Genomic DNA, 23,092 nt, shown 5'->3' on the forward strand with positions numbered 1-23,092 from the left:
GGGCCTGTCGAAGTCGGATAACGCAGAGAGCCGGTTGTGGTGAAAGCCCCGAAGGGCGTGGCTTACAAGCCTGCCTGCTGTGTTGTGCTTCTTGCAAAGGACTAAGCCATTTGCTGCGAACCACGCCTTGCATCCAGGCCTGTAAGCCGACGCAGAGCACGCATGGGACTTGTTCGCACCTTCCCTAACTCATGTTGCAATGATCAAGAGCGCTTTTCGCTGAACATTGCATTCACAAGAGGGCAATAACCAAGGTTGTAAAGACCTTGAATGTTCAGTATCAGCTCAGCAAACCTGAATTCTGGCAAGACTATAGCCTTTGCCCGCCCTTATCCTTTGGTTGGGCTGCTGTAGGTGATGGCGGCGATAATAGCGCCGCAGGGGTCTTTTATCCAACAAAAGCGGCCGACCTGGGGAATGTCCTCAGGGCCGTAGAGGACATCGCCCCCCAGTGCTTTGGCCTTAATGGCGACGGCGTCAACATCTTTAACGGTAATATAACCAGTCCAGTTACTTGGCATGGCCGGCGCCGGGCTGTCTGTGATGCCACCTATGCTGATACCGTCATTTTCTATGATGTGATAGGGGCCTTGTGGCAACTGCATCGTCTTGAAGCTCCATCCAAAAATCTCACCATAAAACCGCATCGCCAACTCAGAGTCATTGGCGGTCAGTTCGTGCCAACTTAAGGCTCCATGGGTAGTAAAAGGGGAGTTCATAGATAGGTTCTCCTGAGACTGAGGGGCTGACAATTCGGCTGTGAAGATCGCCGGCCAGCAGATCTTGAGCCGCTTTGAGTTCAGCTTTGAGTGTAGTCGAGTCGGCTGTGCTTTGTGGCTTTCTTGGACTACGAAGAAGAGGGGAGGTTAGCTGATGAGCTTGATGTAATCTGCAATCTCAGTGCGGCCCCATTCATGGGCAAACTCAAGGGCTCCCATGTCCTTCATCGTCTGGCCGGTATAACGGATGCTGGTATCTATACCCGCCTCAACCAACCGCTTCACAATATGGAAGTGACCATAATGAATTGCAGTAAAAAGGGGATTACGGTCTGGCTCAGAAATATCGAGCCTTGCGCCAAGACCGATGAAGTAGTTCAAAATATCTTCGTTGCCATTCGAAGCAGCCCTATGGATTGGGCTGCTACCACTGATATTGTCTCTACTATCTATATCGGCTCCCAGCTTGACTAGAGCCTGGCACAATTCCAAGTTGTCATTATCAGCGGCAATATGAAGAAAGCTGCCCAATGGCGTTTGTAACTGAACCAGCTCAGTGTTCATTGATAGAAAGTCGATTGCATCAGCAGTTCTCTTCTCCCTGATGCATGCCATGAGTGTCCTTAATTTCAGTATTACTGCTTCGTTCACTTATTTATCCGTCCTGACTTAATGATCCCCTGTGGGTATCAAGCCTAGTGTTTTCGAGTGTATTCGATTAATCGACCGCCTCATGCTTGCCGAGTTTTACCGTAAAATACTGGCAAACATTCACAAGTGGCCTGTATACCTAAGGAAGGTGCGAACAAGTCCTCGTGGCACTCTGTTTGTAGTGATAGGCCTAAATTGCAGTTGCCGCTTTGGCAGAAGGTTGCGGCGACTCACTAAGTGCAGAAGTTCTTACTATTAGGATCATCAGGGTTCAGTACTTGTATCCTAAAGTCCGGTGCCAAATTAAACCGCTTTATAACGCTCGATATTCGGTCAGATGTTAATGCAGAACCGAAATCCGAGAAGAATGGGATTGGATCATTATTGATAGCCCACATTTCATTCATTTTCTTGGCTAATTCTCTGGCTTGCTCCCAATCTCCTGCAAATATCTTGGAGTAATCAAAATAGGGCCATGCTGCGATATCATCTTCCTCTGCCGAATCTTCGCTGAAGAGAAAGGATACGCTAATCTCCGAGTGCCAGGGAAACACGCCTACATCAATGATCCTTAGCTCTTTTTTACCAAAATTTTCTACCGCTTCCTGCAGTTTTCCTTCTAGCAGTTGCTCAATATTTTCTCTGCTGTATTCCATATCCATTTCTTTTGATGTCTTAATTAAGTTGTATTGGCTTACATGAACAATCGGGCTTCATGCCTGCTTCACCAAGGATGCAAGATGCAGTCCGGTTTGCCTATGTCCAGACCTTTATGGCGAAGAATATCGTAGGCCGTAACCATGTGGAAGTAAAAATTGGGGATGAGGAAGTCATTGATATATAAGGTACCTGGAAGGTCTATGTACGAGCCTTGACCCAGCTCAATGCGCTTTACTTCCAACATCTTTGAGTCATCACACTGTGCAGCAAGCAACAGTTGTTTGGTGTTGTTGATATGTTCCAGTGCCTTATCTAACGACTCCACACACGAATCCAGATTGTCCATAGGCTGATTGGCACACCACTGCGCGAAGTTGCGTGGTTGATTGTATGTAAAGGCTATTTGTGTCCCTAATTCCACAAGACCATCATGAATGAGTTCTATCAGGTCGCGTTCCGCAAAAAGCTGTACGGCACACTGGAGGAACTGCAAAAAGACTTGGACGAATGGTTGGCGCTGTATAACAATGAACGCACCCATCAAGGCAAAATGTGCTGCGGCCGCACACCGATGGCAACATTAATTGATGGAAAACGGATTAGGGCGGAAAAGAATTTAACCCAAATCTAATCTGACAACGGCACCCCAAAATCGGGTAACTGTCAGCTCAGGTCTGAGCTAGTACAACTTACACAAGTACATACTTTGTCTTTTTACCTGCTAGCGAGCTTTCTGCGATTTCTATGAGTCCGCTCCATTTCGATTCAGTACATGCTAAAAGAAAACTTTTAGTTAAAGCTTGAGGCCAATTGTAGCAAGCTGCAGCAATGTAACATCTAGGTGTTATTACTTTACCTTCATCCAAATCTCTTTTAATGACGGAGCTTAATAGCATATTGATCGTCTTTTCATCTGGTACCCTGCCCGACGTTAAAATTGCAGCGCATGCCCCTGAAAGCAAAAGGTCATTCTCTGTATCGAGAATGCTCAAAATGTATAAGAATGAATCATTGCTCACATCATTAATCATGCAAATTGCAAAACCTATATCCTTGTAAAGAACTGTTGCATCATGACTCTTGCTTTCAAGTTCTCTTAGGTATTCAAGAGATAAACTAGAACCAACGAAGCCAAGAGCTCTTATCACTTCAGATTGTGCTTGCCAGGAATTTGGCCTCTCTACCAAACACTTTAAAGCATCCAGCAATAGTTGTTCATAACCGCCAAATTTACTCTTGGCTATCTTTTGGGCAGCTTTCTTAATTCTAGGTGGTGACTTTGACTTTAATTCTTCTTTGAATTCCATAACTGACTACTTTAGGTATTTAGACACAATGATTCTCTATGCCGTTGTAGGCCTCCACGTTTTTGCGTGGATTAGTTAAATATAGTTAAACAAGAGCCACTGTTTGTTGCCTTTATTGAAAGACCTGGCAAACAATTACAGAGGGCCGACATGTCTAAAGTAAACACACTTTTTATCGGGTTGGATGTACACAAGGAGACCACTGATGTGGCCTGGCTTTCTGACAAGCCCGCTTATGAGGCAGGTCCCGGAAAACATGGTCATGTGGTTAAACCTCACGCCGCTCTCTTCGAAATAGTTGCAAGGTCAGCCGTCGACCTGGCTCGCCAAAGTCCGATGCTGCCTTTGCATGTTATGCTTATGGCGGCCAATTATAGTCTACCTATTCCTCATAAAAATCAACTTCATACTGTAGATTGGTTATTTTATGGGGCAATTCCGCAGCTCTTAAAAACTCTGAAAATTGTGAAACGACTTTTCTGGCCGGGATCGGGGATTTATGAGATGTAAACATTGAAAATGTGTATACATCATTTTCTTGAGATTCAAACGTAAAACCTGCAATTTCAGATACTTTGTTTTGCTTTAGTATAAATGTGTTTGAGAGAGCCTCTACAAGCTCTAATTCTATAGGACACTTACTGAGATGCTTTTCCAAGCATTCCAGCCCCAGTACTGCCACTATCTCTATATCGAAATCCTGATCCATGATTCTTAATTCCATATAACGTCCGTCTGATCTTGATACGTTGCTATTAAATCCAAGAGAGCCATAATTCTTGCACTCACGTCTATAGCCGAATGGCCTAATAAAGAGGCGAATGACTGATGTTCTCTCAGTGGAATTTTGGGGGCCGGGCGCTAGAGTCTTTGCTCTGCTAATAGTGGAGTCCATATTGTTCTTACTGTTCTTCTTGATGGCGTCATGTGGGTTGATAATATAGCCAAAAACTAAATAACTGTTCCAAACAGTAGATTACTGCACAGATATCGTCTCCAAGTAGTAACTTGACGCAGTTATAACACCAAGCCTGATGAGCTGGGCTCCAAGAGCATATGTTCGGAAACCCTTGCGCCACATGGGTTCTGCATGGTGTAGCACAAATAGGAGCAGTTATTTAGCTATTGACGCCACCGTCGTTTGTTCTGTGTCTATTAATTGCTTGAGCTGCGCCACCCTGCACTTAACCATTTGTGCAACCAACTCTTCAGGAATAGGCTTATTTAAAGGAAATTGAACAGAACCTTTTGCGTATTTGAAGCCCGATAGCTGTTTTTTAAACTCTTCTATTACGTCAGGATGAGGATAAAACCCAACGTGCTTCTTGTAGCCCGCTATCATTATCTGCTTTTCTCTTTTACCTCCCTCGACTAAAGCGAACGCTGGAATATTGTAGTTCATGAGCTCACAAATATAGGGAGCACTTTTCCAAATCATAGAGCGTAATTCTTCAAGCACCTTCCGAACGTCAGCCGATTGCGCAGAAATATAATCATCTACTTCGGCAGATTTAAGGTCGCTGTTACTCATAATCGATCATCCCCAATTCCTGTGAACACCTAGGCATAATGATTCCCTGTGCAAGTGTTGGCCTCTGTAGTGGATTAGTTAAACCAAAGCCAAACTGTTTGTTGATCCAATAGGCAAACAATCACCGGAGGCCGACATGCCTATAACTAGCACACTTTTTTATCGAGTTGGATGTACACAAGGGGACCACAGATGTGGCTTGGGTGCTAATAGTGGGTTTCCATATTGCTTCTGGACTAAAACCATAAGAGTTAGCGAGACAATAATTGAAGGGCTGCCACAGTCACTTGTTATGAATTGCTACCAATGAGATTACCCACGCTAAATAATATTATCGTGATCACAGCCGTTAAACATGCTAACCAATGATAAATATTCAAGGACTCCTTAAATATCAAAGCACCAACAAATATCGATGTTGTGATAATCGAGATTACTGCGTAAAGTATATAATTTGAAGCGCCATAATTAGAGTAAAGTAAGTTGAAGCCTAAATAGGTTAAAAATAGTCCGACGCCACTTAGAATAATCCACTTACTATTTTGCCGTAGCATCTCTATATAGTCAGAATCACCGAAGACAGGCGCAACCAAGACCGTAAGCAGAACACATACTGCGCCAGAGCAAGCAACAAATAGTAATGTGTTATCAAGAACTACAGCCTTTTTTTGCCCAGCTGCAAACATTGCATTTCCGAATGCTGCAATAAGTGCAAATGCTAATGGTCCAAATACATTCATGTTGCCCACCTGCTAAGTGTTACTGCCTTTGTTAAAATTTGGGTGCCATATTTTAACAGTATAACGGAATCCATGTAGCCGCCTTAAGGGGCACATAAAGCAAGCTTACATACACCAGTCTAACCACAAATATCATCGCATACAAAAATACCATAGTCGTTTGTTATGAGTATTTTATTGGGGATATGGCTCGGTTTGCAAAATAGAGTCTAAGCGACTTTCAACTCTAGCCCTTAGTTTTATGTCCCTAGCGCACTCATCCATAAAATCATTCGCTGCACATATGATGTCATATACAAATGACCTTGTTGCAATGACAACCAAATTTGCATCAATAGTTGGGTTATAAGTATGTCTACCACCATCATGGTAGACATACTTTATGATATCAGGGTCTTTTTCATGCAGTTCCGCATCAGAGCTATACGAATGCAAAAATGCGCACCTTGCAGCATAAACATCTATACCACGATACTGGTACAATTGCTCTGGGTCACCTTTGAGATAGCGGTTAACCCAGTCATGGAAATCAGAGCGTGTTGCTCTGGGTTTATTTTCTTCGCGAGCTAAGCTAGCCATAGTATCAATTGCGATAAAACCCATAGCAATTGATGCTGTAACTACTCCTAATTCATCACATTTCTTAAGTTCAGATATCATTCCGACTAAGGACAGCCAATTATTGTTTTCTTTTTCTGTCATTCAATGCTTCCAAATACTCATAGACATAATGATTCCCTGTGCAGGTGTCGGCCTCCGTGTTTTCTCGTGGATTAGTTAAACCAGAGCCAAACTGTTTGTTGATCCGATAGGTAAACAATCACCGGAGGCCGACATGCCTAAAACTAGCACACTTTTTTATCGAGTTGGATGTACACAAGGGGACCACAGATGTGGCTTGGGTGCTAATAGTGGGTGTCCATATTGCTTCTATCTAATGTCCAGATCTTAAAGTTGATATATCTCTCGCTTGAGCGCTCCGGATAATAACCCTGAAAACCAGAAGCCCATTTTTCCAAAGCGCGTATATGACGGCTTGGGTTTCTTACTTTGGCATTTGGTCGATGTATGCTTAATCTGCGCATTTAGTATGCCTTATAACGTCGTGAACAGGTGCACCGCCAGGCGTCATCCTGATTTACCTTGTTAAGCATTTTCTATATCAATACTACGAATTATTTCTGAGTACCACGCTGTTTTATCTCTTGAGTATTTTTCCTTTATCACAATCTCCACGCCTACACTTTTAAGCATATCAACTTTACTTTGTGAATTTTTTACATACTCAGAGGGTATGTAGTAGGTAATTGTATTGCTTATCGGCAGTTTTTTGCTATATTTCGCTTTTTCTCGATATGTAAGCAGCCACCACAAATCTGTCTCATTAAAATCAAGAGAAAGCCCGAAGATATGTACGTTTTTGGTAAGAAATAAATCTAACCACGAATAATTCTCGACGCTATTGTTTTTTATTGATTTCGTCAAAGGTGGAAATGACCGCTTCTTGTATGAGTCTTTCGTACCATTAACCACATAATTCCTCATATTCTGCAGGTATCCACTGTAGTGCTCGTAACCCAATGTTATTGAATTATATGTATTGGCAGAACCATGTATGTGCCAAACCTTTTTATCCCCAGCTATATGATGTCGAAAAATACTATATAAGTTTTCCTTTATGTAGCCTTTATTTTCCATTCGGTTTGGTTCATTTACAAAGACAGACTCCAAGCATAGATCGTAATTGGTCGTTAATATGTGCTCACATCCAAGATCCATGATGCTTTCATGGAGTGAACCACTTTGCATATCAAAAACATGTTTCGCTACAAACTTCTTAATATCTTTTTCAGTATGATTGCCTTCCTTGAAAGCTTTAAAACATATTTCTTCATATGCAAGAGGAAAAGGCTTGTCGGTCAAGAAATTAACTGAAATATCCAGGTGTTTGGTCAGTTGCTTAAGTAGATCCTTCCATGATTTACCTTTAACCACGTTATTTATATCGTTACCGACCAAGACAGTATAATCTTTCATGTTACTCCATTGCGCTTAGACATAATGATTCCTTGTGCAGGTGTCGGCCTCCGTGTTTTCTCGTGGATTAGTTAAACCAGAGCCACACTGTTTGTTGATCCAATAGGCAAACAATCACAGGAGGCCGACATGTCTAAAGCTAACACACTTTTTATCGGGTTGGACGTACACAAGGAGACCACTGACGTGGCCTGGGTTTCTGATAAGTCTGCTGAGACTGTGCATTACCATGGCACAATCCCAACCAACCTGCGTTTATTTGATAAACTCATTAAAAATCAGCAAGGCTCATGTGGCGAACACAAGTAATGCGAATAACCAAACTCGCGCGGTTCTATTCAAAAGAGTGCAAGATCAACCGCCGACACTTACTCGCCAAAGTCCGACTGTCAGAGTGTCCTTACCGGAGCTTTTTTGGTCTCCGGTAAGGACACTTTTACCTATTTGACAAAGGGAATCATATCAACTCCCGCAACACCGGAGAAATTGGAACGCAGCGTAAATTTGTTCCGCGTGATTGCGTTTGTTAGGCATTTTGTAACTGACCAAGAAGCTCATCTTCCATTTCTTTTAACATGAACTCCTCCTTTTCTAAGAACCATTTTAAAGAGATAAATTCCAACCCTAGTCTTCCAACGTAATGCTCTGATGCAATATAAAAAAAGGGTTCTTCATAACCATCAACCATCTTAGAAAAAACAAAACCAGCATCTTCAGACATCACGATATCTAAGTCGAAACCAATGTCTTTAAACATTGCTTTAAGAATAGAACCATCAATAACAACAAATAGATACACCTCACCAGTCAAAAAACGGTACAGAGATTCTGCATCTCTTATAGAGAGTGTAAATGGATAGTAATTATCCCATCGACCATCTGTTTTAGCTTGGTTTAGCATATAAACCAAAGGCTCTTTAATTCCATTGAATAGATTATCATAATCGGTAACAGTCCCCGTTTGAATGCCCACATAATGCAACCCTGGTTCTGGGCAAATCTTGCAGGACTTTTCATTTACAAGAGTACGAATAACATCATTTATCTTTGCATTATGATGTTTTTCATCTTCTGGGAATGCTACACGCCTCATACCGTCTAAGCCGCCAATAGACCCTAGATCATTTTCAAAATAACAATGTATTTTTTCAATCGATTCAATTTGTCGCTTTACTCGCTTATTCGAGTTTTGACTAGATTTCACCTCAATAACGTGAGGGTCACTTGCACCTAGAAGACAAACATCACCATGCCTTATCGAGTTGGTGATATCACAAAGGACAGCTGGTACATAGTGGTCAATGGCACTCATGACAACTTTCCACTCTTTCTCTATTCCTTCTTTCCCACCAATAAACCCGGATTTTTGCTTTATTTCAGGTGAATCTACTTCAAAGAGAAGCCGCTTGAGATTCCATTTGCTAATGTATTTAAAAACAATACCATCACCAAAACATCTCCAAATATAAAGCAGAAATTTATAGCCAGCTAATGATTCTTCTACGTTAGAGATCTTCGACTTAATTTCAATAGATCGTTCTTTACCATTTCTGTTTGATCGCAGGGATTTCTTTAGCTCTCTTAGCTCGGTTTTCTTTTTATTTACCCTTAGTTCTGTACCCAATATCCTATCGATAATGTATTTTTGAGCTTCCAGCAGAGGAGTAAAATCATTACTTGATGGATCAATTTCATCAAGCATATCTTTCAAGGCAAAAATATGCCTCTTGTAATATTTCAACATGCTCAGATTTGAATCCATAAATTACCTAGTGCCTAACAGCTGTATAGTGTGCATGCGTGTTTTAGTCCTCGGAGGAGTGTAAACGTGCATGCGCGGTTTCCAAACCTATTATCTACCCACTGTATTTTTTAACTTTATGAATTTAATGAAATTTTCTAAAATGTTACGGAAATAACGCGCAAGCTTAGCTGCAAATTCCCGGCATTTTGTCCAGAACGTCAATAATACTGTATAGAAAATCAGTTCTGAGGCGCTTACCATGAGCGCTTCAAGCCCTGCAACCAAGCGCTTTAAAACTAAGTGCCTTAAAACCAAGAACCCTAAAACCCAAGAACCCTAAAACCCAGGCCCTACAAAAAGCGTTTAGTAAAGCCATGGCTACCGCACGGGCGCGACATGCTGTTCGTCCCTGAATACCGTTACAAACGGAAAAGTATCGTTGTCGCAGAGCTTTCGCTTAAGAATAAGCTAAAGCTAAGCGTTTGAATTGGTTATACAATACCCAGTACTTAATTTGAAAACAATTAGCCAAAGGTCAAGTTTTTAGCAAAGGTTATAAAACCCTGATTTTGTGGGGGTTGACAACATAATTCTCCATGAAAACAACTGTGCCCGGCAAATCATATGAGCAATATTCCAATTGATTGCCTCGCTTAAATTGCCGGTTTCAGTGCTTGATGGCCGGGGGAACTATTTAGGAGCCTTGGAGTGGCCGGGTGACTTGCTTAATGGCGGGGGGCAGTTGTTATCACCGGTCAATATGGCGAAATCCGCTTGGGTTTGTGTGCTCGTTGAAAACGGCTACCGGGGTGGGCATGAACGGGAACTGACTTATGGGGGATGGCGATTAAAGCTGCTGCCAGAGAAGCTTTTCTATGTTAACCTTGCGTTGTTTAAGGAGTTTATTGTCGTTTTGCCTCTGGCAAATAGTAAAATTTCAACTTGTATTCAGGGATGAAAAATGCAAATACGTTTGGCTACTGAAATGGATTTGGAACAACTGGTCCTGCTGTTTGACGAGTATCGGCAGGAACTGGGGCAGGGCTCGGATCTGAGTCGTTGCCGTGAATTTTTACGGGCCCGCTTACTGGAAAACGATTCGATGATCTTCATCGCCACCGAGGGTGATTATCCGGTGGCCTTCACTCAGGTCTTTCCTTCATTCTCCTCCTTGTTGCTAAAGCCTTTATGGTATCTGGATGATCTTTTCGTATTGCCCGATTACCGTGGTCAGGGCATTGCCAAAGAGCTGACTTGCCGAGCCCGAACTTTGGCTCAGGATGCCAAGGTGCTGGCGGTCAAGCGTGAATTTGGCGAACTGTCTCAACAAGTCGAGACAGATGGCACAGAGCAAGGTCTGTATCACGCACTACTTTAATCTGCTGCCCCCTGTTTGCTACCATTAGCGGGTTTTAATTTCAGGGGATTTCAGATTGAAAACAGCAGTACAACAGACACCTGTGCTCGACAAGAGCGCCGTTACCAACCTCTTGGCGCTGGCCATTATGCTTACCGGCTATGGCATGCACTCCGATGTGTTATTCAACATCGGCCTGTTTGCCGTATCCGGCGCCATTACCAACTGGCTGGCGGTGCATATGTTGTTTGAAAAAGTACCGGGTCTCTATGGCTCAGGGGTGATCCCGGCCCGTTTCGAACAGTTCAAGCAAGCTATCAGCGAGCTGATGATGGAACAGTTCTTCTCCGAGGCCAACATAGACCGTTTCCTGTCGACCCGCTCCGACAAACAGAGCCTGGATCTGTCCGGCGTTATCGGCAAGGTAGACTTGGCTCCAGCCTTCGATGCTTTGGTGGCCACGGTTGCCCAATCTTCATTGGGTGGTATGTTATCCATGTTTGGCGGTGAAGAAGCGCTCACCCCACTCAAGCAACCCTTTATCGAAAAGATGCAGCAATCTCTGGCAGATATTGCCAAGAGCGATGATTTTTACGAGCTGCTCAAGGGCGAACTGGAACAGCCCGGGGTGATGGCGGATATGCGTAGCCAAATTCAGGATATTGTCGAGCAGCGGCTGGCCGAGCTTACGCCGCAGTTGGTCAAGGAGATGGTGCAGCAGATGATCAAGACCCACCTTGGCTGGTTGGTTGTCTGGGGCGGTGTCTTTGGCGGTCTGATAGGGCTGGCCAGTGTAACGCTGCAGCGCTTGCTATAACTATGACAAGCCTGCTTGAGCGATAGCCCCGGTCCAAGTTTCAGCCGCCCAAAGTATTAAGTACTTAAGTATCACAGCAATCAAGTCGCCCAAGCGGCGGGAGGAAAGCTATGGCGTTACATCATAGGATTAATTATCTTGAACTTCCCGCCCGGGAGCTGGAAGCCACCAAGGCGTTTTTTCAGGCGGTGTTTGGCTGGGGCTTTGTTGATTACGGTCCGGATTACAGCTGCTTTACCCAGGCCGGGATCGATGGCGGTTTTTTTCGCTCATCACTGAGCTTTGATACCCTCAACGGCAGCCCCTTGTTGGTGATTTACTCAAATGATCTGAACGCCAGTCTGGAGGCCGTCAAGACCCATGGCGGGGAGATCTGCAAAGATATTTTCAGTTTTCCCGGTGGCCGGCGCTTTCATTTCCGCTGCCCGAGCCAAAATGAGTATGCCGTCTGGTCTGAATAGACCCAGATGCTTCTGCCTTTAACAAGGAAGGATTATGCCTCACTGTATTATTGAGTATTCGGCGCCCCTGGCGCAGCAGTTGTCGATTGCCAAGCTGGTTCAGGCGGTGCACCAAGGTGCCATCGACTCAGGCTTGTTCACACCATCTGCCATCAAGAGTAGGGCGCATGCCTGTGAACATTTCCTGGTTGGGGAGGACAGCGCTCAAAGCTTTATCCATGTGCGTTTGGCCATTATGCCGGGACGCACCGATGAGCAAAAGCAAGCCCTGACCCAAAGCGTGTTTGCCGCACTGGAGCCAACTGTGGCCAAAGTCGACAGTGTCTCGCTTGAGGTTACTGAGCTGCACCAGCCAAGCTACCTTAAACGCGGCAGCTAGGAAGCCAATATGTCCGGGCAACCAAAGCGCAATAACAGGGTGGACTCTCCCTGTATTCGCCACTGCTGCCTGGACTTGCAAGATGTTTGCCTGGGATGTTTCAGGACGCTGGAAGAGATTCTTGCCTGGCATCAGGCAACTGACAGCGAGCGGCAGGCTATTCTTGAGCGCTGCCGGCAACGGCAAGTTGATCGCCACCAAGCTGCTGCCGGGCTTAGAGTGATGAGAAGAGAGCCCAAGTAACGAAGAGATAAGTTAAGAAGCTTAAGGTGAACAAGCTCAAAGCAAGTAAAGCGGCACATAAGCGGATTTAAGTTTTGATGCCCGGTAATGAATAAAGGCGCCATTTGGCGCCTTTATTGTTTTTACTTAAGTTCAATAAGATGCGGTGTGCACAGAGCGCACCGCTCGGCCGGAAGGATCTATGATGCCGGACAGGCTCTCATCCCAGGCCAGCGCTTCCGGGGTGGAGCAGGCAACCGATTTCCCCCCCGGTACAGTTAGTGCTGCCGACTCCAGCGGGAAGTGCTCTTCAAAGAAACAGCGATAGAAGTAGGCTTCCTTGGTTTCCGGCGTGTTGTGCGGGAAGCGGAAACGGGCGTTGGCCAGCTCTTTATCTTCCACCTGGGCGGCGGCATGTTCTTTCAGACCATCAATCCAGGAGTAACCCACACCGTCACTGAACTGCTCTTTCTGGCGCCAGGCGACTTCGGCCGGGAGCTTATGCTCGAAGGCTTCACGCAGAATATGCTTTTCAATCCGGCCATCGCGCGACATTTTGGCTTCTGGGTTCAGGCGCATGGCCACGTCCATAAACTCCTTGTCGAGGAAGGGTACCCGGGCTTCCAGGCCCCAGGCAGCCATGGCCTTGTTGGCCCGCAGGCAGTCGTACAGGTGCAGCTTGTCGAGTTTACGCACCAGTTCCTCGTGGAAGGCGCGGGCGTTTGGTGCCTTGTGGAAATAGAGGTAACCGCCGAACAGTTCATCGGCTCCTTCGCCCGAGAGCACCATCTTGATCCCCATAGCCTTGATCTTGCGCGCCATCAAGTACATGGGGGTTGCAGCGCGAATGGTGGTGACATCATAGGTTTCCAGGTGATAAATCACCTCCTTGATGGCATCCAGGCCTTCCTGGAAGGTGAAATGCAGCTCATGATGTATGGTGCCTATGGCATCGGCGACCTTTTGCGCCGCTGCCAGATCCGGTGCCCCTTTCAGGCCCACGGCAAAGGAGTGCAGCTGTGGCCACCAGGCATCGGAGGCATCGTTGTCTTCAATACGGCGCTTGGCAAAGGTTTGGGTAATGGCGGAAATCACCGAGGAGTCCAGCCCGCCAGACAGCAAAACGCCATAGGGCACATCTGACATCAACTGGCGCTTTACCGCGGCTTCCAACGCTTCGCGCAGCTCTTCGCTGGAGGCGCTGTTTTGGGCTACCGCTTCATAGTCGCGCCAGTCACGCCGATAGTATTGCACCGGCGCGTCATCTTCACTGAAGAGGTAATGCCCGGGGCTGAATACTTCCACGGTTTTACATACGGGGACCAGTGCCTTCATCTCGGAGGCGACATAGAAGTTGCCGCTGGTATCGCGGCCGGTGTAAAGCGGGATGATCCCCATGTGATCCCGGCCTATGAGGTAGCAGTCCTTGGCCTTGTCGTAGAGGACGAAGGCAAAAATACCGTTGAGCTTATCGAGAAAGTCGCAGCCATACTCCTGATACAACGCCAGGATCACTTCGCAATCCGAGTTGGTCTGGTAGCTGTACTTGTCGCCGAGCTCGGCCTTGAGTTCTTTGTGGTTGTAGATTTCACCGTTGACTGCCAATACCAATTGGCCATCTTCAGATAACAGCGGCTGGGCACCGTGTTCGATATCGACAATGGCCAGCCGCTCATGGGCGAGAATCGCTCTTGGAGTGGTATGAATACCCGACCAGTCCGGGCCGCGGTGGCGCATCAGTTTGGACATCTCCAGCGCAGTGCTTCTCAGAGCGGCGGCATCAGACTGGATATCGAGAATGGCAAAAATTGAACACATGGTAAGACTCCAAACTTGGTGTTTCTTCAGCAATGGCTTCACTTTGCCTGTAGAATTCTCAAAAGCCAAGCTTTATTTTTGAATATAAATCATAAAAATGGCTAAATCTGTAAATTATAATGCGTTTTGTGACCTGTTTTTTTGAGGGTTAAACAATTTAATCGCTTAATTGGTGAAAGATCTGCATTTTAGCTCGCTGTAACAGCGTGCAAATTGGCACTTTCCCAAAGCCGCTGCTTTTATCGGCGATTGATTTATCTGCCCGGAAAACAACGCAAAAAGGCGCCGGAGGCGCCTTTGGGGATGGGGAAATGTGTCTGGTTAAATCGCCGGAGCAACGCCGGTTTCCGGCCGCAGGCTATAAAACTCTGTGCCCTTGAAATAACCCGGGCGGTCGGCAGAATCCGCCAAGCCTTTGGCGGCCTTGTAGTACACGGCCAGATCTTCCAGCGCGCCGGAGAGATCCCAGTTGGCATGATACTCATCACAGAGGTTGTGATAGCAGCCTTTCATCTGCTGCTTCATTGCTGCTTTGTAGTCAGCGGTGGCCTGATCCACAGGTTCGCTGCCGCCACCGGCAAATACCGCAGGTACGCCATACTGGGCAAAACTGAAGTGATCCGAGCGGAAGAAACCGCCGGACTCGGGGTGTTTCTCTGCTGTGGCATAGCGGCCCTGGGTCTTGAGCGCGGCTTCCAGATAACGCTCCAGCTCAGACTTGCCTTTGCCCACTATGGTGAAGTCTTTGGTGCGGCCATAGATATTGGTGCTGTCGAGATTAATCACCCCTATGGTGTTTTCCAACGGGTACGCCGGTTGGGCGGCATAGAAACGTGATCCCAGCAGACCTTGCTCTTCGCCTGTGGTGGCGATAAAAGTCAGCGAACGCTTGAGGCGCTTGCCAGCCTTGGCGTCGGCGGCAAACTCACGGGCGATGGCCAGCATGCCGGCGATGCCGGAGGCGTTGTCCATGGCGCCATTGAATACCCTGTCGCCTTCAACCGAACTGCTCATGCCCAAATGATCCCAGTGGCCGGTAAACAGAATATGCTCATTGGCACGGCTGCTGCCCGGCAGAGTGGCAACCACATTGTAGCTGTCGCCATACTCGGCCTTGTTATCGAAACCTATGCTGGCGGTTTGCCCCAGCGTCAGTTGCAGTGGGCCGTGGGCAGCGCGGCTGATGGCGCTGTCCAGTTCAAGCCCGGCCTTGGCAAACACCTTTTTGGCGGCATCCAGGGTTATCCAGCCTTCTACTGCCACTCGCTCGTTGCCGGAATCCGAGGCCAGATCCTGCTGTGGGCCGGTCCAGCTGTTTTCCACCACAGACCAGGGATAAGCGGCAGGAGCCGTGTCGTGAATGATAATGGCGCCCAATGCGCCCTGACGGCTGGCTTCTTCATACTTGTAGGTCCAGCGGCCGTAATAGGTCATCGTCTTGCCGTTGAATTTACCGAGATCCGGGCGGGCAAAGCCGGGGTCATTCACCAGAATAAGGGCGATTTTGCCCTTCATGTCCAGACCCTGGTAGTCGTTCCAGTCGTACTCGGGAGCGTTGATACCGTAACCGACAAACACCAGCGGCGCGTTGGTGATATCGACGCGTTCGACATCATGGCGACTGCCGAGCACCAGATCTTGGGGATATTGAAAATCGATGCCGGCCAGCTGTATTGCCTGGGTTTCACTGGCGGTATAGCTCACCATGGGCACTTTTTGCAAAAAGCTGCCGTTGGCGCCGGGCTCAAGCCCCATATCGGCAAAGGCCTTGCTGAGATAGTCCAGAGTCAGCTGCTCGCCGCGGGTTGTCGGCGCCCGGCCTTCAAATTCATCCGAGGCCAGGGTTTGGATGTCCTGGCGAAACTCTTGTTCATTGAAACTGACAACGCGGATGGGGTCGTCGGCAGTATTGTTTTGGCTGCAGGCACTCAAGAGTGCCAGGGTACACAGGGGGATCATCAAGCGCATAACGGATCCTGTTGTTGCTTTTATTGTCAGGTATGGAGTGGCAAAGGCTTTGCCCTTGCCCGTGCGCTATCATGGACGAAAAAACGCCCCCGACACAAGCGGAGGCGGTAAAAGGAATGTTACCAATGGTTTCAGATCACATCTATGTCGGCGGCGCAGGCAAAGACATGGTTGGGTCGGAAGGGCTCTTTCTCTATGTCTTCCAGCTTGCTGACCCCACTGGTGACCAGTATGGTTTCCAGCCCGGCCTGAAAACCGGCCAGAATATCGGTGCGCATGTTATCACCGATAATCACGGTATTTTCGGAATGACCATCTATATGGTTCAGGGCCGAGCGGATGATCCAACTGCTGGGTTTACCCACGTAGAAGGGCTTACGACCGCTTATTCTCTCTATAGGTGCACAGAGAGCGCCACAGGCGGGACTATATGCCGGGCCATGGGTATCCGGGTTGGTGGCAATAAAACGGGCGCCGGCGGCAACAAAGCGGGCGGCCTTGTGGATCATGTCCCAGTTGTAGGAGCGGGTTTCGCCGACGATAACAAAGTCGGGGTTGATATCGGTAATGGTAAAGCCGGCCTTGTAAAGTTCGTGGGTGAGGGCGCCTTCACCTATGACAAAAGCCTTGCTGCCTTCCTGGTGCTTGAGAAAGTCGGCGGTCGCCATGGCCGAGGTATAGAAACACTCTTCGGGAATATGCAGCCCGGCGGCGCCGAGGCGGTTTTGCAGATCTTTGCCCGTCTGTACCGGATAGTTGGTCAAGATAACCAAGGGGTTTCCCTGTTCCAGTACCCGGGCGATAAACTTGTCACTGCCGGGGATTAACTTGTTGTCGTGCATCAGCACGCCGTCTATATCGCAGATAATATTCTTCATGCGCGTCTCGTTCTGTCCTGATAACTGCCCCTATCTAACGCCATTGGTCATAAAATTACAATTGGCCGCTGTAAAAAGCCGGTAACGGAGCGTCATATCCGGGTAAATTAAGCGGAGAGTCAAGCTTGCGCCACAGCCGTAATAGCCATTGTTGGAATGAAAAAAGGAGCCGTATGGCTCCTTTTTGCTGAATTAATCAACCTAAGGAAGGTGCGAGCAAGTCCCATGCGTGCTCTGCGTCGGCTTACGGGCATGGATGCAAGGCGTGGTTCGCAGCAAATGGCCTTAGTCCTTTGTAAGAAGCACAACACAGCAGGCAGGCCTGTAAGCCACGCCCTTCGGGGCTTACACAGCAACCGGCTCTCTGCGTTATCCGACTTTGACAGGCCCCGGCATGCCTTCAGTCAGATGCCTTGAACGCCAATTGCTGTGTAAGCCAGAGTGCCGCGAGGACTTATTCGCACCTTCCCTAAGTTTACTCAGAGATCAGTCCGGGGCGTAGCCGTTGGGGCCGATGGCTTCATCGTCGAGCCAGGCCTTACCGTCAACCATCTTCAGCCGACCCTGGCAGAACCAGCGCACCACTATCGGGTAGATGGCGTGTTCCTGCTCGTGCACCCTGGCCGCCAGAGTTTCCACTGTGTCATCGGCAAACACAGGTACCTTGGCCTGCAAAATCACAGGGCCACTGTCCAGTGCCGGGATAACGAAATGAACACTGGCGCCATGTTCGCTGTCACCGGCTTCGATGGCGCGCTTGTGGGTATCCAATCCAGGATACTTGGGCAGCAGTGACGGGTGGATATTGAGCATCTTGCCCTGGTAACGGCTGACCAGCTCATCACTGAGAATACGCATAAAGCCGGCCAATACGATGAGGTCGGGCTGATATCTGTCGATAGCCGCCTGCAGTCTGGCATCGTATTGGGCGCGGGACTCCTCTTTGCGGGCGATGACGCAACTGGTGTCTATTTCGGCATGATGGGCCCGGATCAGACCATAGGCATCAGCCTTGTTGCTGATCACTCCGACCACGCGCCCTGGCATCTTGCTATCACAGCTGTCGATAACAGCCTGCAAATTACTGCCATTGCCCGAAATCATTACCAATATGCGACAACTCTCCTGCATTAAAGGATCTCCACTTGCTCTTCTTGTTGAGTACGATTGGCGATAGTGCCTATCTGCCAGGCGTTTTCACCTTTGGCCTTGAGTAGCTCAATGGCGGCGGCGGCTTCAGCCTGAGGCAGGGCAACTATCATACCGACACCACAGTTAAAGGTGCGGTACATTTCATGTTCTGTGATATTACCGGCTTGCTTGAGCCAGTTGAATACGCTGGGCCACTGCCAGGACTCGCCCTGGATAACGGCCTTGGCATTTTCTGGCAGTACCCTTGGAATGTTTTCCCAGAAACCGCCGCCTGTGATGTGTACCATGGCGTGAACCGGATGTTTTTCCAGCAGTTCCAGCAAAGGTTTGACATAGATGCGGGTCGGTTCCAGCAAGTGATCGATAAGCGGCTTGCCGTCCAGATCTTGCTGTGGGTCGGCCTGGCTGACTTCCAGGACTTTACGGATCAGTGAGTAACCGTTGGAATGAGGACCACTGGAGCCCAGGGCTATCAGTGCATCACCGGCCTGTACCTTGCTGCCGTCGATGATGGCTTCTTTTTCCACCACACCGACACAGAAACCGGCCAGATCATAGTCAGCGCCTTCGTACATGCCGGGCATTTCGGCGGTTTCACCACCGATCAGGGCACAACCGGATTGGAAGCAGCCTTCGCCGATACCTGTGACCACATCGGTCGCCACATTGACGTCCAGCTTGCCGGTAGCATAGTAGTCGAGGAAAAACAGCGGCTCGGCCCCTTGTACCAGCAGGTCGTTGACACACATGGCCACCAGGTCGATACCGACAGTGTCATGCTTTTTGAAGTCAATGGCCAGGCGCAGTTTGGTGCCCACGCCATCGGTACCGGAAACCAGCACAGGGTGCTTGTATTTGGTTGGCAGTTCACACAGGGCGCCAAAACCGCCCAGGTTGCCCATGACTTCAGGACGGTGAGTGCGTTTGACTACGGACTTGATGTTATTGACGAGTGCGTTGCCTGCATCGATATCGACACCGGCGTCTTTATAGCTCAGTGGGGTAGGGGTACTCACTTGATCCTCTCGGGTACATCGTTATGGATTTTATGCGGCGCTATTCTAGCAGTTTGCCGGGGGGGTCGAAAGCCAAGATTGCACTTTATTCATAGGGATATAAGTCACGATTTACCAGATTTATAAAACTTTCTGTTTTACCGCCGGAACAAATCAACTAAAATCTCAGAAATTTGCCCAAATCCGGCTGGTTTGTGCTCTTCACGCCGGGAGCCGCCAGTCTGATTGCTCGTCCCGCCCGCAAGATCAGGAGAAAAAGAATGAAAGTTGTCGAGGTTAAACACCCGCTGGTACGCCACAAAATCGGTTTGATGCGCGAAGCTGAGATCAGCACCAAGCGTTTTCGTGAGCTCGCCGCCGAGGTTGGCAGCCTGTTAACCTACGAGGCAACCGCAGGTTTGGAAACCGAAACTGTGACCATTGAGGGCTGGAACGGTCCCGTTGAAGTGGAGCAGATTAAAGGCAAGAAGGTGACTGTAGTGCCTATTCTGCGTGCCGGTCTTGGCATGATGGACGGCGTGCTGGAGAACATTCCCAGTGCCCGCATTTCTGTCGTCGGTGTTTACCGTGACGAAGAAACCCTGGAGCCTGTGCCTTATTTCGAGAAACTCGCCAGCGATATGGAAGAGCGTTTGGCACTGGTAGTTGACCCTATGCTGGCTACCGGCGGCTCCATGATTTGCACCATAGACTTGCTGAAAAAGCGTGGTTGTAAGCATATCAAGGCGCTGGTATTGGTTGCGGCTCCTGAAGGCGTCAAGGCACTGGAAGAGGCGCATCCTGATATTGAACTCTACACGGCGTCTGTCGATAAGTGCCTGAACGATAAGGGCTATATCCTGCCTGGTCTGGGTGATGCCGGTGACAAGATTTTCGGTACCAAATAAGTCTCTTTAGTGAGCACAACTCTTTATTGTTTTTAATAAAAGAGTGAGCATAAGAAAGGCGCCCTCAGGCGCCTTTTTGCTTATTTCGACCTTACTTATTCCTTCTGATCTTAGGCGGTTTTCATGGTGATAACCGCGGCGATAACCACGGCTATGCCGACCCAGTCTATGGGCTTGAGTCTTTGTTTGAACAGCAAGGCGCCGCCGATAGCCGTTCCCAAAATGCCTATGGCGCCCCAGGAGGCGTAGGCGATCGCCAAGTCTATCTCTTTCACTGCCTGTGCCAGCAGAGTAAAAGCGCTCAGCACCAGCAGGATTGCCAGCGCGCCCCACAATTTACGCTTGAACCCATTGGAGCGGGTGAGCGCCATATTGGCGGCAATATCAATCAAGGCGGCCAGCACCACATAGCCAAAGGAGAGCGTCAGAAACTGGTTCATGTTCGCCTCCGTTACAGGCTACCGGCGGTGCTGTTTGCTCCTAAGCCGGTATCCTGAACTTTGGTTTTATCACCTTCATGGCTCTCGCCCAGAGTCACCAGCACTATACCCAGGATGGCCAAGGCCAGTCCGGCAAGCTCCTGTGGGTTGAGCCTGGAGTCAAACAGCAGCATGGATACCAGGGTGATCAGGGCTATGCCCAAACCTTCCCAAACCGCATAAGCCACGCCTATGGCAATCTTCTTCGCCGCCAGTGATAAAAAGAAGTATGACACACCAATCAAGAGGTACATCAACAGGTAGCCCCAGATTGAGCCTTCGGGCCCCAGCAGGTTCATGGTACTGGTACCCGCCACTTCGGCGGAAATCGCAAACAATAGAAATACGCGTGCAAGGATCATAATTCACCTTCTACATGAAATTAAAAATATGCATAACGGAGAATTGCGCATTACACCCGGAACTATCTGGCCAGATAAGTGATGAAAAACGGAGTAACAACAAAATTAAGTAGCAATTCCAAACTTACGCCACTAGGTTAACCGGTCAATTTTTGGGTTGGTAGGTAATTGAGATATTCACTTTTGAATATCTGTTTCAGTCTGGACAGACGCTTGCGATGGCCGAAAGGTGTCTTGCATTACCTTGTGAAGATGCCGGTGCAGCGGGTGATTACGGTAGGTCTGCAAAAAGCCGCCGGACACCACGAAGTGGCTGAACTCCCGATTGACCTGGGGCATGGGGAAGGAGGCCAGCTCCGGCATCAACCTGGCAGTGCCTTGACTGGCGTACATGATGGCGTCGGTTTCCAGCAACATCTGGCAGGCGACCCTAAGATTGTAGGACTTGAGCAGCACATGGGGCTGATAACCCATACGCTGATACTCTGACTCCACAGTGCATTGCGGATTGTAGGAGGCCGGTGCAGGCAGGGAGACTATCGGCAGCGTGGACACTGTCTGCCAATCATTTTCATCGCCGAGCAGCGGATGATTTTTGCGTGCCAGGATCACCCGTTTTTCGGTGAACAGCGGCCGCATATAGATATCCTTGGACAGCTCGGTTTCCTGATCCAAAATACAATAGTCATGTATGCCTTCGAGCATCTCATCATGGCTGTAACCATTCCAGCTGGAAAAGGTGAAGCTGGCTTTGGGAAAGGCCCGGTGACAGCTTTGCAGCAATCTTTGTCCCTGTTCATCCATCAGGTAGGGATCTGTCACTATGGCTATTTGCCCTGTGTAGGTGTCGGCGCTGAAGTCTTCGAACTCCAGCAGGACTTTCTCGATAGGGGCCAGAATATTGTCAAACTCTTCTGCCAGGCGCAGCGCCATGGGAGAGGGCTCTACACCATGGGGTTTACGGACAAACAGGGGATCCTGGAAGGTTTGCTTCAGGCGCATTACACCCCGGCTGGCGCTGGGCTGAGAGATCCCAAGTTGCATGGCGGCCAACTTGATACTGCGATTGTCGACAACCGCCTTAAGCAGGCGCATCAGATTGAGATCCAGAGTATCCAGTTCATGAGCCATTTATCTATCACCCCTGTTTGCGGCTGGCGCCACTGTATAAGAGCGCGCGGCACAAGATAAAACATCAAAGTTTGCCATGGCTTCTGTGTTGCTCACGGCAATGATTGCAGGTGACTCGAGAGTAACACAGCTTAACGCTCTAAGCGCCTGTGGGGTTACATCGGCTGACTTTGGCGCTTGGCTAATGTCCCGTTCAGAGCAACGCTTTGATTACTCAGTTTCTTTACTGAGTTCTTCTACTGGCTTTCGGGCCTGCTTGAGACCTTGCCACAGCAGCAAGCCGCCGAGTATCAGCACCAAAATAACCACGGGTCCACCGACCGTATAATCGTTTAAGGCGATCATTGGCGGCAACTGGGCCGTGTCTCTGTATGATGCATCGGACACTATGATCAAAAGCGCCAAACCTGCAGCCGCCAACAAGGCGATACCGCTGGAGCGGCACCAGTTACGGCGGCGGTTGAGAAAACCGGCGAGGGTGAGGCTGACAGCCGCCAGCAAGGCGCCGAAGATAACCATAAAGTATTTTGCCGGTTGTTGCTCCGGCAGGCTCTGGAAGGCACCAAAAATACAGACATAAGTTGAAAAAGCGCCGACCAGCAGTAACAGGTAAGCAAGCAATATACGCAGCAGTGACATACGGGTCCTTGTTGTCTTTGGGAAAGGTGGCGATTAAAACATAAAAAAAAGCCCACTTGAAACAAGCGGGCCGCAAAAATTAAATCATTGCAATCAACAAATTGAAGGAAGGAAGTCAAGCATAAGAACCAGGGAAA

At 48.4% G+C, this 23,092-nt stretch carries 28 protein-coding genes and 1 pseudogene; 9 read left to right on the forward strand and 20 right to left on the reverse strand.

Annotated features, from left to right (window positions below):
• Positions 1 to 329: 329 nt before the first annotated feature.
• From ACMHXI_RS09185 to ACMHXI_RS09200, 4 genes are all read right to left on the reverse strand, one after another.
• On the reverse strand, positions 330 to 719 hold the full coding sequence (locus ACMHXI_RS09185) for a VOC family protein (RefSeq protein WP_025889404.1): 390 nt from the start codon (positions 717 to 719) through the stop codon (positions 330 to 332).
• A gap of 147 nt (positions 720 to 866) precedes the next feature.
• On the reverse strand, positions 867 to 1,370 hold the full coding sequence (locus ACMHXI_RS09190) for an ankyrin repeat domain-containing protein (protein WP_144217055.1): 504 nt from the start codon (positions 1,368 to 1,370) through the stop codon (positions 867 to 869).
• 233 nt (positions 1,371 to 1,603) lie between these two features.
• The gene (locus ACMHXI_RS09195) at positions 1,604 to 2,026 is read right to left on the reverse strand and encodes a hypothetical protein (protein WP_025889403.1); all 423 of its coding nucleotides are present in this window, start codon (positions 2,024 to 2,026) and stop codon (positions 1,604 to 1,606) included.
• Positions 2,027 to 2,094: 68 nt separating this feature from the next.
• Positions 2,095 to 2,451: a DUF1993 family protein gene (locus ACMHXI_RS09200; protein ID WP_208134622.1), complete on the reverse strand. Its 357-nt coding sequence runs from the start codon at positions 2,449 to 2,451 to the stop codon at positions 2,095 to 2,097.
• On the opposite strand from ACMHXI_RS09200, the pseudogene ACMHXI_RS09205 reads away from it, so the two are divergent.
• A pseudogene (locus ACMHXI_RS09205) lies at positions 2,446 to 2,661 on the forward strand (IS3 family transposase); the annotation flags it as partial. The gene ACMHXI_RS09200 and the pseudogene ACMHXI_RS09205 sit on opposite strands and share 6 nt — an antisense overlap.
• 58 nt (positions 2,662 to 2,719) lie before the next feature.
• On the opposite strand, the gene ACMHXI_RS09210 reads toward ACMHXI_RS09205, so the two are convergent.
• The 6 genes from ACMHXI_RS09210 to ACMHXI_RS09235 form a co-directional block, all read right to left on the reverse strand.
• Entirely contained in the window at positions 2,720 to 3,337 is a 618-nt protein-coding gene (locus ACMHXI_RS09210) for a hypothetical protein (protein ID WP_144221414.1), read from the reverse strand.
• Between the two features lie 382 nt (positions 3,338 to 3,719).
• A complete protein-coding gene (locus ACMHXI_RS09215) occupies positions 3,720 to 4,046 on the reverse strand; it encodes a hypothetical protein (RefSeq protein WP_413734729.1) in 327 nt (108 codons plus the stop codon).
• 405 nt (positions 4,047 to 4,451) lie between these two features.
• Positions 4,452 to 4,868, reverse strand: coding sequence for an iron chaperone (locus tag ACMHXI_RS09220; protein WP_413734731.1), 417 nt, complete (start codon positions 4,866 to 4,868; stop codon positions 4,452 to 4,454).
• A 290-nt stretch (positions 4,869 to 5,158) separates the two neighbouring features.
• Positions 5,159 to 5,608, reverse strand: coding sequence for an EamA family transporter (locus ACMHXI_RS09225; protein ID WP_096141827.1), 450 nt, complete (start codon positions 5,606 to 5,608; stop codon positions 5,159 to 5,161).
• Positions 5,609 to 5,782: 174 nt separating this feature from the next.
• Complete coding sequence (locus tag ACMHXI_RS09230; protein WP_413734733.1) at positions 5,783 to 6,310, reverse strand: hypothetical protein; 528 nt, start codon at positions 6,308 to 6,310, stop codon at positions 5,783 to 5,785.
• A 444-nt stretch (positions 6,311 to 6,754) separates the two neighbouring features.
• Positions 6,755 to 7,645 carry an SIR2 family protein gene (locus ACMHXI_RS09235; protein ID WP_413734735.1) on the reverse strand — a complete coding sequence of 297 codons (891 nt, stop codon included), beginning with the start codon at positions 7,643 to 7,645 and terminating at the stop codon, positions 6,755 to 6,757.
• 129 nt (positions 7,646 to 7,774) lie between these two features.
• On the opposite strand from ACMHXI_RS09235, the gene ACMHXI_RS09240 reads away from it, so the two are divergent.
• Positions 7,775 to 7,954 (forward strand): hypothetical protein, encoded by a 180-nt coding sequence (locus ACMHXI_RS09240; protein ID WP_054745922.1) that lies wholly within the window; start codon positions 7,775 to 7,777, stop codon positions 7,952 to 7,954.
• Positions 7,955 to 8,171: 217 nt separating this feature from the next.
• Here the strand turns inward: ACMHXI_RS09240 and ACMHXI_RS09245 are convergent, their stop codons facing one another.
• On the reverse strand, positions 8,172 to 9,407 hold the full coding sequence (locus tag ACMHXI_RS09245; protein WP_190532362.1) for a hypothetical protein: 1,236 nt from the start codon (positions 9,405 to 9,407) through the stop codon (positions 8,172 to 8,174).
• Between the two features lie 622 nt (positions 9,408 to 10,029).
• On the opposite strand from ACMHXI_RS09245, the gene ACMHXI_RS09250 reads away from it, so the two are divergent.
• The 6 genes from ACMHXI_RS09250 to ACMHXI_RS09275 all read left to right on the forward strand — a co-directional run bounded on the left by ACMHXI_RS09250 (position 10,030) and on the right by ACMHXI_RS09275 (position 12,646).
• A complete protein-coding gene (locus tag ACMHXI_RS09250; RefSeq protein ID WP_190532359.1) occupies positions 10,030 to 10,347 on the forward strand; it encodes a hypothetical protein in 318 nt (105 codons plus the stop codon).
• Positions 10,348 to 10,350: 3 nt separating this feature from the next.
• Positions 10,351 to 10,767, forward strand: a complete 417-nt coding sequence (locus tag ACMHXI_RS09255) for a GNAT family N-acetyltransferase (protein ID WP_025011941.1) — start codon at positions 10,351 to 10,353, stop codon at positions 10,765 to 10,767.
• A gap of 127 nt (positions 10,768 to 10,894) precedes the next feature.
• Positions 10,895 to 11,563: a hypothetical protein gene (locus ACMHXI_RS09260; protein WP_044735846.1), complete on the forward strand. Its 669-nt coding sequence runs from the start codon at positions 10,895 to 10,897 to the stop codon at positions 11,561 to 11,563.
• Positions 11,564 to 11,673: 110 nt separating this feature from the next.
• Positions 11,674 to 12,024, forward strand: a complete 351-nt coding sequence (locus ACMHXI_RS09265) for a VOC family protein (protein WP_025011943.1) — start codon at positions 11,674 to 11,676, stop codon at positions 12,022 to 12,024.
• Positions 12,025 to 12,058: 34 nt separating this feature from the next.
• The gene (locus ACMHXI_RS09270) at positions 12,059 to 12,403 is read left to right on the forward strand and encodes a 5-carboxymethyl-2-hydroxymuconate Delta-isomerase (protein WP_190532357.1); all 345 of its coding nucleotides are present in this window, start codon (positions 12,059 to 12,061) and stop codon (positions 12,401 to 12,403) included.
• 9 nt (positions 12,404 to 12,412) lie between these two features.
• Positions 12,413 to 12,646: a DUF1289 domain-containing protein gene (locus ACMHXI_RS09275; RefSeq protein WP_084271279.1), complete on the forward strand. Its 234-nt coding sequence runs from the start codon at positions 12,413 to 12,415 to the stop codon at positions 12,644 to 12,646.
• A 132-nt stretch (positions 12,647 to 12,778) separates the two neighbouring features.
• On the opposite strand, the gene asnB is transcribed toward ACMHXI_RS09275, so the two are convergent.
• The 5 genes from asnB to purM form a co-directional block, all read right to left on the reverse strand.
• Positions 12,779 to 14,443, reverse strand: a complete 1,665-nt coding sequence (gene asnB / locus ACMHXI_RS09280; protein WP_190532353.1) for an asparagine synthase B — start codon at positions 14,441 to 14,443, stop codon at positions 12,779 to 12,781.
• A gap of 321 nt (positions 14,444 to 14,764) precedes the next feature.
• The gene (locus tag ACMHXI_RS09285) at positions 14,765 to 16,411 is read right to left on the reverse strand and encodes a M28 family metallopeptidase (protein WP_413734740.1); all 1,647 of its coding nucleotides are present in this window, start codon (positions 16,409 to 16,411) and stop codon (positions 14,765 to 14,767) included.
• 131 nt (positions 16,412 to 16,542) lie between these two features.
• Positions 16,543 to 17,289, reverse strand: a complete 747-nt coding sequence (locus ACMHXI_RS09290) for an HAD-IIA family hydrolase (protein WP_025889385.1) — start codon at positions 17,287 to 17,289, stop codon at positions 16,543 to 16,545.
• 486 nt (positions 17,290 to 17,775) lie between these two features.
• The gene (gene purN / locus ACMHXI_RS09295; protein ID WP_025011947.1) at positions 17,776 to 18,420 is read right to left on the reverse strand and encodes a phosphoribosylglycinamide formyltransferase; all 645 of its coding nucleotides are present in this window, start codon (positions 18,418 to 18,420) and stop codon (positions 17,776 to 17,778) included.
• Positions 18,420 to 19,457, reverse strand: coding sequence for a phosphoribosylformylglycinamidine cyclo-ligase (gene purM, locus ACMHXI_RS09300; protein ID WP_025011948.1), 1,038 nt, complete (start codon positions 19,455 to 19,457; stop codon positions 18,420 to 18,422). The genes purN and purM overlap by 1 nt, the downstream gene beginning before the upstream one ends.
• Before the next feature lie 260 nt (positions 19,458 to 19,717).
• Here purM and upp point away from each other — a divergent pair, with 260 nt between their 5' ends.
• Positions 19,718 to 20,344 (forward strand): uracil phosphoribosyltransferase, encoded by a 627-nt coding sequence (gene upp, locus ACMHXI_RS09305; RefSeq protein WP_028781646.1) that lies wholly within the window; start codon positions 19,718 to 19,720, stop codon positions 20,342 to 20,344.
• A gap of 110 nt (positions 20,345 to 20,454) precedes the next feature.
• Here upp and ACMHXI_RS09310 read toward each other — a convergent pair whose 3' ends face one another.
• The 4 genes from ACMHXI_RS09310 to ACMHXI_RS09325 all read right to left on the reverse strand — a co-directional run bounded on the left by ACMHXI_RS09310 (position 20,455) and on the right by ACMHXI_RS09325 (position 22,955).
• Entirely contained in the window at positions 20,455 to 20,784 is a 330-nt protein-coding gene (locus tag ACMHXI_RS09310; RefSeq protein WP_144167743.1) for an SMR family transporter, read from the reverse strand.
• 11 nt (positions 20,785 to 20,795) lie between these two features.
• Positions 20,796 to 21,185, reverse strand: coding sequence for an SMR family transporter (locus tag ACMHXI_RS09315; RefSeq protein WP_051472920.1), 390 nt, complete (start codon positions 21,183 to 21,185; stop codon positions 20,796 to 20,798).
• Between the two features lie 177 nt (positions 21,186 to 21,362).
• The gene (locus ACMHXI_RS09320; protein ID WP_342176998.1) at positions 21,363 to 22,316 is read right to left on the reverse strand and encodes a LysR family transcriptional regulator; all 954 of its coding nucleotides are present in this window, start codon (positions 22,314 to 22,316) and stop codon (positions 21,363 to 21,365) included.
• A 210-nt stretch (positions 22,317 to 22,526) separates the two neighbouring features.
• Positions 22,527 to 22,955 (reverse strand): hypothetical protein, encoded by a 429-nt coding sequence (locus tag ACMHXI_RS09325; protein WP_044734659.1) that lies wholly within the window; start codon positions 22,953 to 22,955, stop codon positions 22,527 to 22,529.
• Between the last annotated feature and the right edge of the window lie 137 nt (positions 22,956 to 23,092).

Source organism: Shewanella sp. BJSY2023SW005 (genome assembly GCF_047314585.1).
Lineage (GTDB): Bacteria > Pseudomonadota > Gammaproteobacteria > Enterobacterales > Shewanellaceae > Shewanella > Shewanella algae.

Coding starts and splice junctions, on each gene's coding strand:
- ACMHXI_RS09185 (WP_025889404.1), bottom strand. CDS start 719: ATGAACTCCCCTTTTACTACCCATGGAGCCTTAAGTTGGCACGAACTG.
- ACMHXI_RS09195 (WP_025889403.1), bottom strand. CDS start 2,026: ATGGAATACAGCAGAGAAAATATTGAGCAACTGCTAGAAGGAAAACTG.
- ACMHXI_RS09210 (WP_144221414.1), bottom strand. CDS start 3,337: ATGGAATTCAAAGAAGAATTAAAGTCAAAGTCACCACCTAGAATTAAG.
- ACMHXI_RS09215 (WP_413734729.1), bottom strand. CDS start 4,046: ATGGATCAGGATTTCGATATAGAGATAGTGGCAGTACTGGGGCTGGAA.
- ACMHXI_RS09220 (WP_413734731.1), bottom strand. CDS start 4,868: ATGAGTAACAGCGACCTTAAATCTGCCGAAGTAGATGATTATATTTCT.
- ACMHXI_RS09225 (WP_096141827.1), bottom strand. CDS start 5,608: ATGAATGTATTTGGACCATTAGCATTTGCACTTATTGCAGCATTCGGA.
- ACMHXI_RS09230 (WP_413734733.1), bottom strand. CDS start 6,310: ATGACAGAAAAAGAAAACAATAATTGGCTGTCCTTAGTCGGAATGATA.
- ACMHXI_RS09235 (WP_413734735.1), bottom strand. CDS start 7,645: ATGAAAGATTATACTGTCTTGGTCGGTAACGATATAAATAACGTGGTT.
- ACMHXI_RS09240 (WP_054745922.1), top strand. CDS start 7,775: ATGTCTAAAGCTAACACACTTTTTATCGGGTTGGACGTACACAAGGAG.
- ACMHXI_RS09245 (WP_190532362.1), bottom strand. CDS start 9,407: ATGGATTCAAATCTGAGCATGTTGAAATATTACAAGAGGCATATTTTT.
- ACMHXI_RS09255 (WP_025011941.1), top strand. CDS start 10,351: ATGCAAATACGTTTGGCTACTGAAATGGATTTGGAACAACTGGTCCTG.
- ACMHXI_RS09260 (WP_044735846.1), top strand. CDS start 10,895: ATGCTTACCGGCTATGGCATGCACTCCGATGTGTTATTCAACATCGGC.
- ACMHXI_RS09265 (WP_025011943.1), top strand. CDS start 11,674: ATGGCGTTACATCATAGGATTAATTATCTTGAACTTCCCGCCCGGGAG.
- ACMHXI_RS09270 (WP_190532357.1), top strand. CDS start 12,059: ATGCCTCACTGTATTATTGAGTATTCGGCGCCCCTGGCGCAGCAGTTG.
- ACMHXI_RS09275 (WP_084271279.1), top strand. CDS start 12,413: ATGTCCGGGCAACCAAAGCGCAATAACAGGGTGGACTCTCCCTGTATT.
- asnB (WP_190532353.1), bottom strand. CDS start 14,443: ATGTGTTCAATTTTTGCCATTCTCGATATCCAGTCTGATGCCGCCGCT.
- ACMHXI_RS09285 (WP_413734740.1), bottom strand. CDS start 16,411: ATGCGCTTGATGATCCCCCTGTGTACCCTGGCACTCTTGAGTGCCTGC.
- ACMHXI_RS09290 (WP_025889385.1), bottom strand. CDS start 17,289: ATGAAGAATATTATCTGCGATATAGACGGCGTGCTGATGCACGACAAC.
- purN (WP_025011947.1), bottom strand. CDS start 18,420: ATGCAGGAGAGTTGTCGCATATTGGTAATGATTTCGGGCAATGGCAGT.
- upp (WP_028781646.1), top strand. CDS start 19,718: ATGAAAGTTGTCGAGGTTAAACACCCGCTGGTACGCCACAAAATCGGT.
- ACMHXI_RS09310 (WP_144167743.1), bottom strand. CDS start 20,784: ATGAACCAGTTTCTGACGCTCTCCTTTGGCTATGTGGTGCTGGCCGCC.
- ACMHXI_RS09315 (WP_051472920.1), bottom strand. CDS start 21,185: ATGATCCTTGCACGCGTATTTCTATTGTTTGCGATTTCCGCCGAAGTG.
- ACMHXI_RS09320 (WP_342176998.1), bottom strand. CDS start 22,316: ATGGCTCATGAACTGGATACTCTGGATCTCAATCTGATGCGCCTGCTT.
- ACMHXI_RS09325 (WP_044734659.1), bottom strand. CDS start 22,955: ATGTCACTGCTGCGTATATTGCTTGCTTACCTGTTACTGCTGGTCGGC.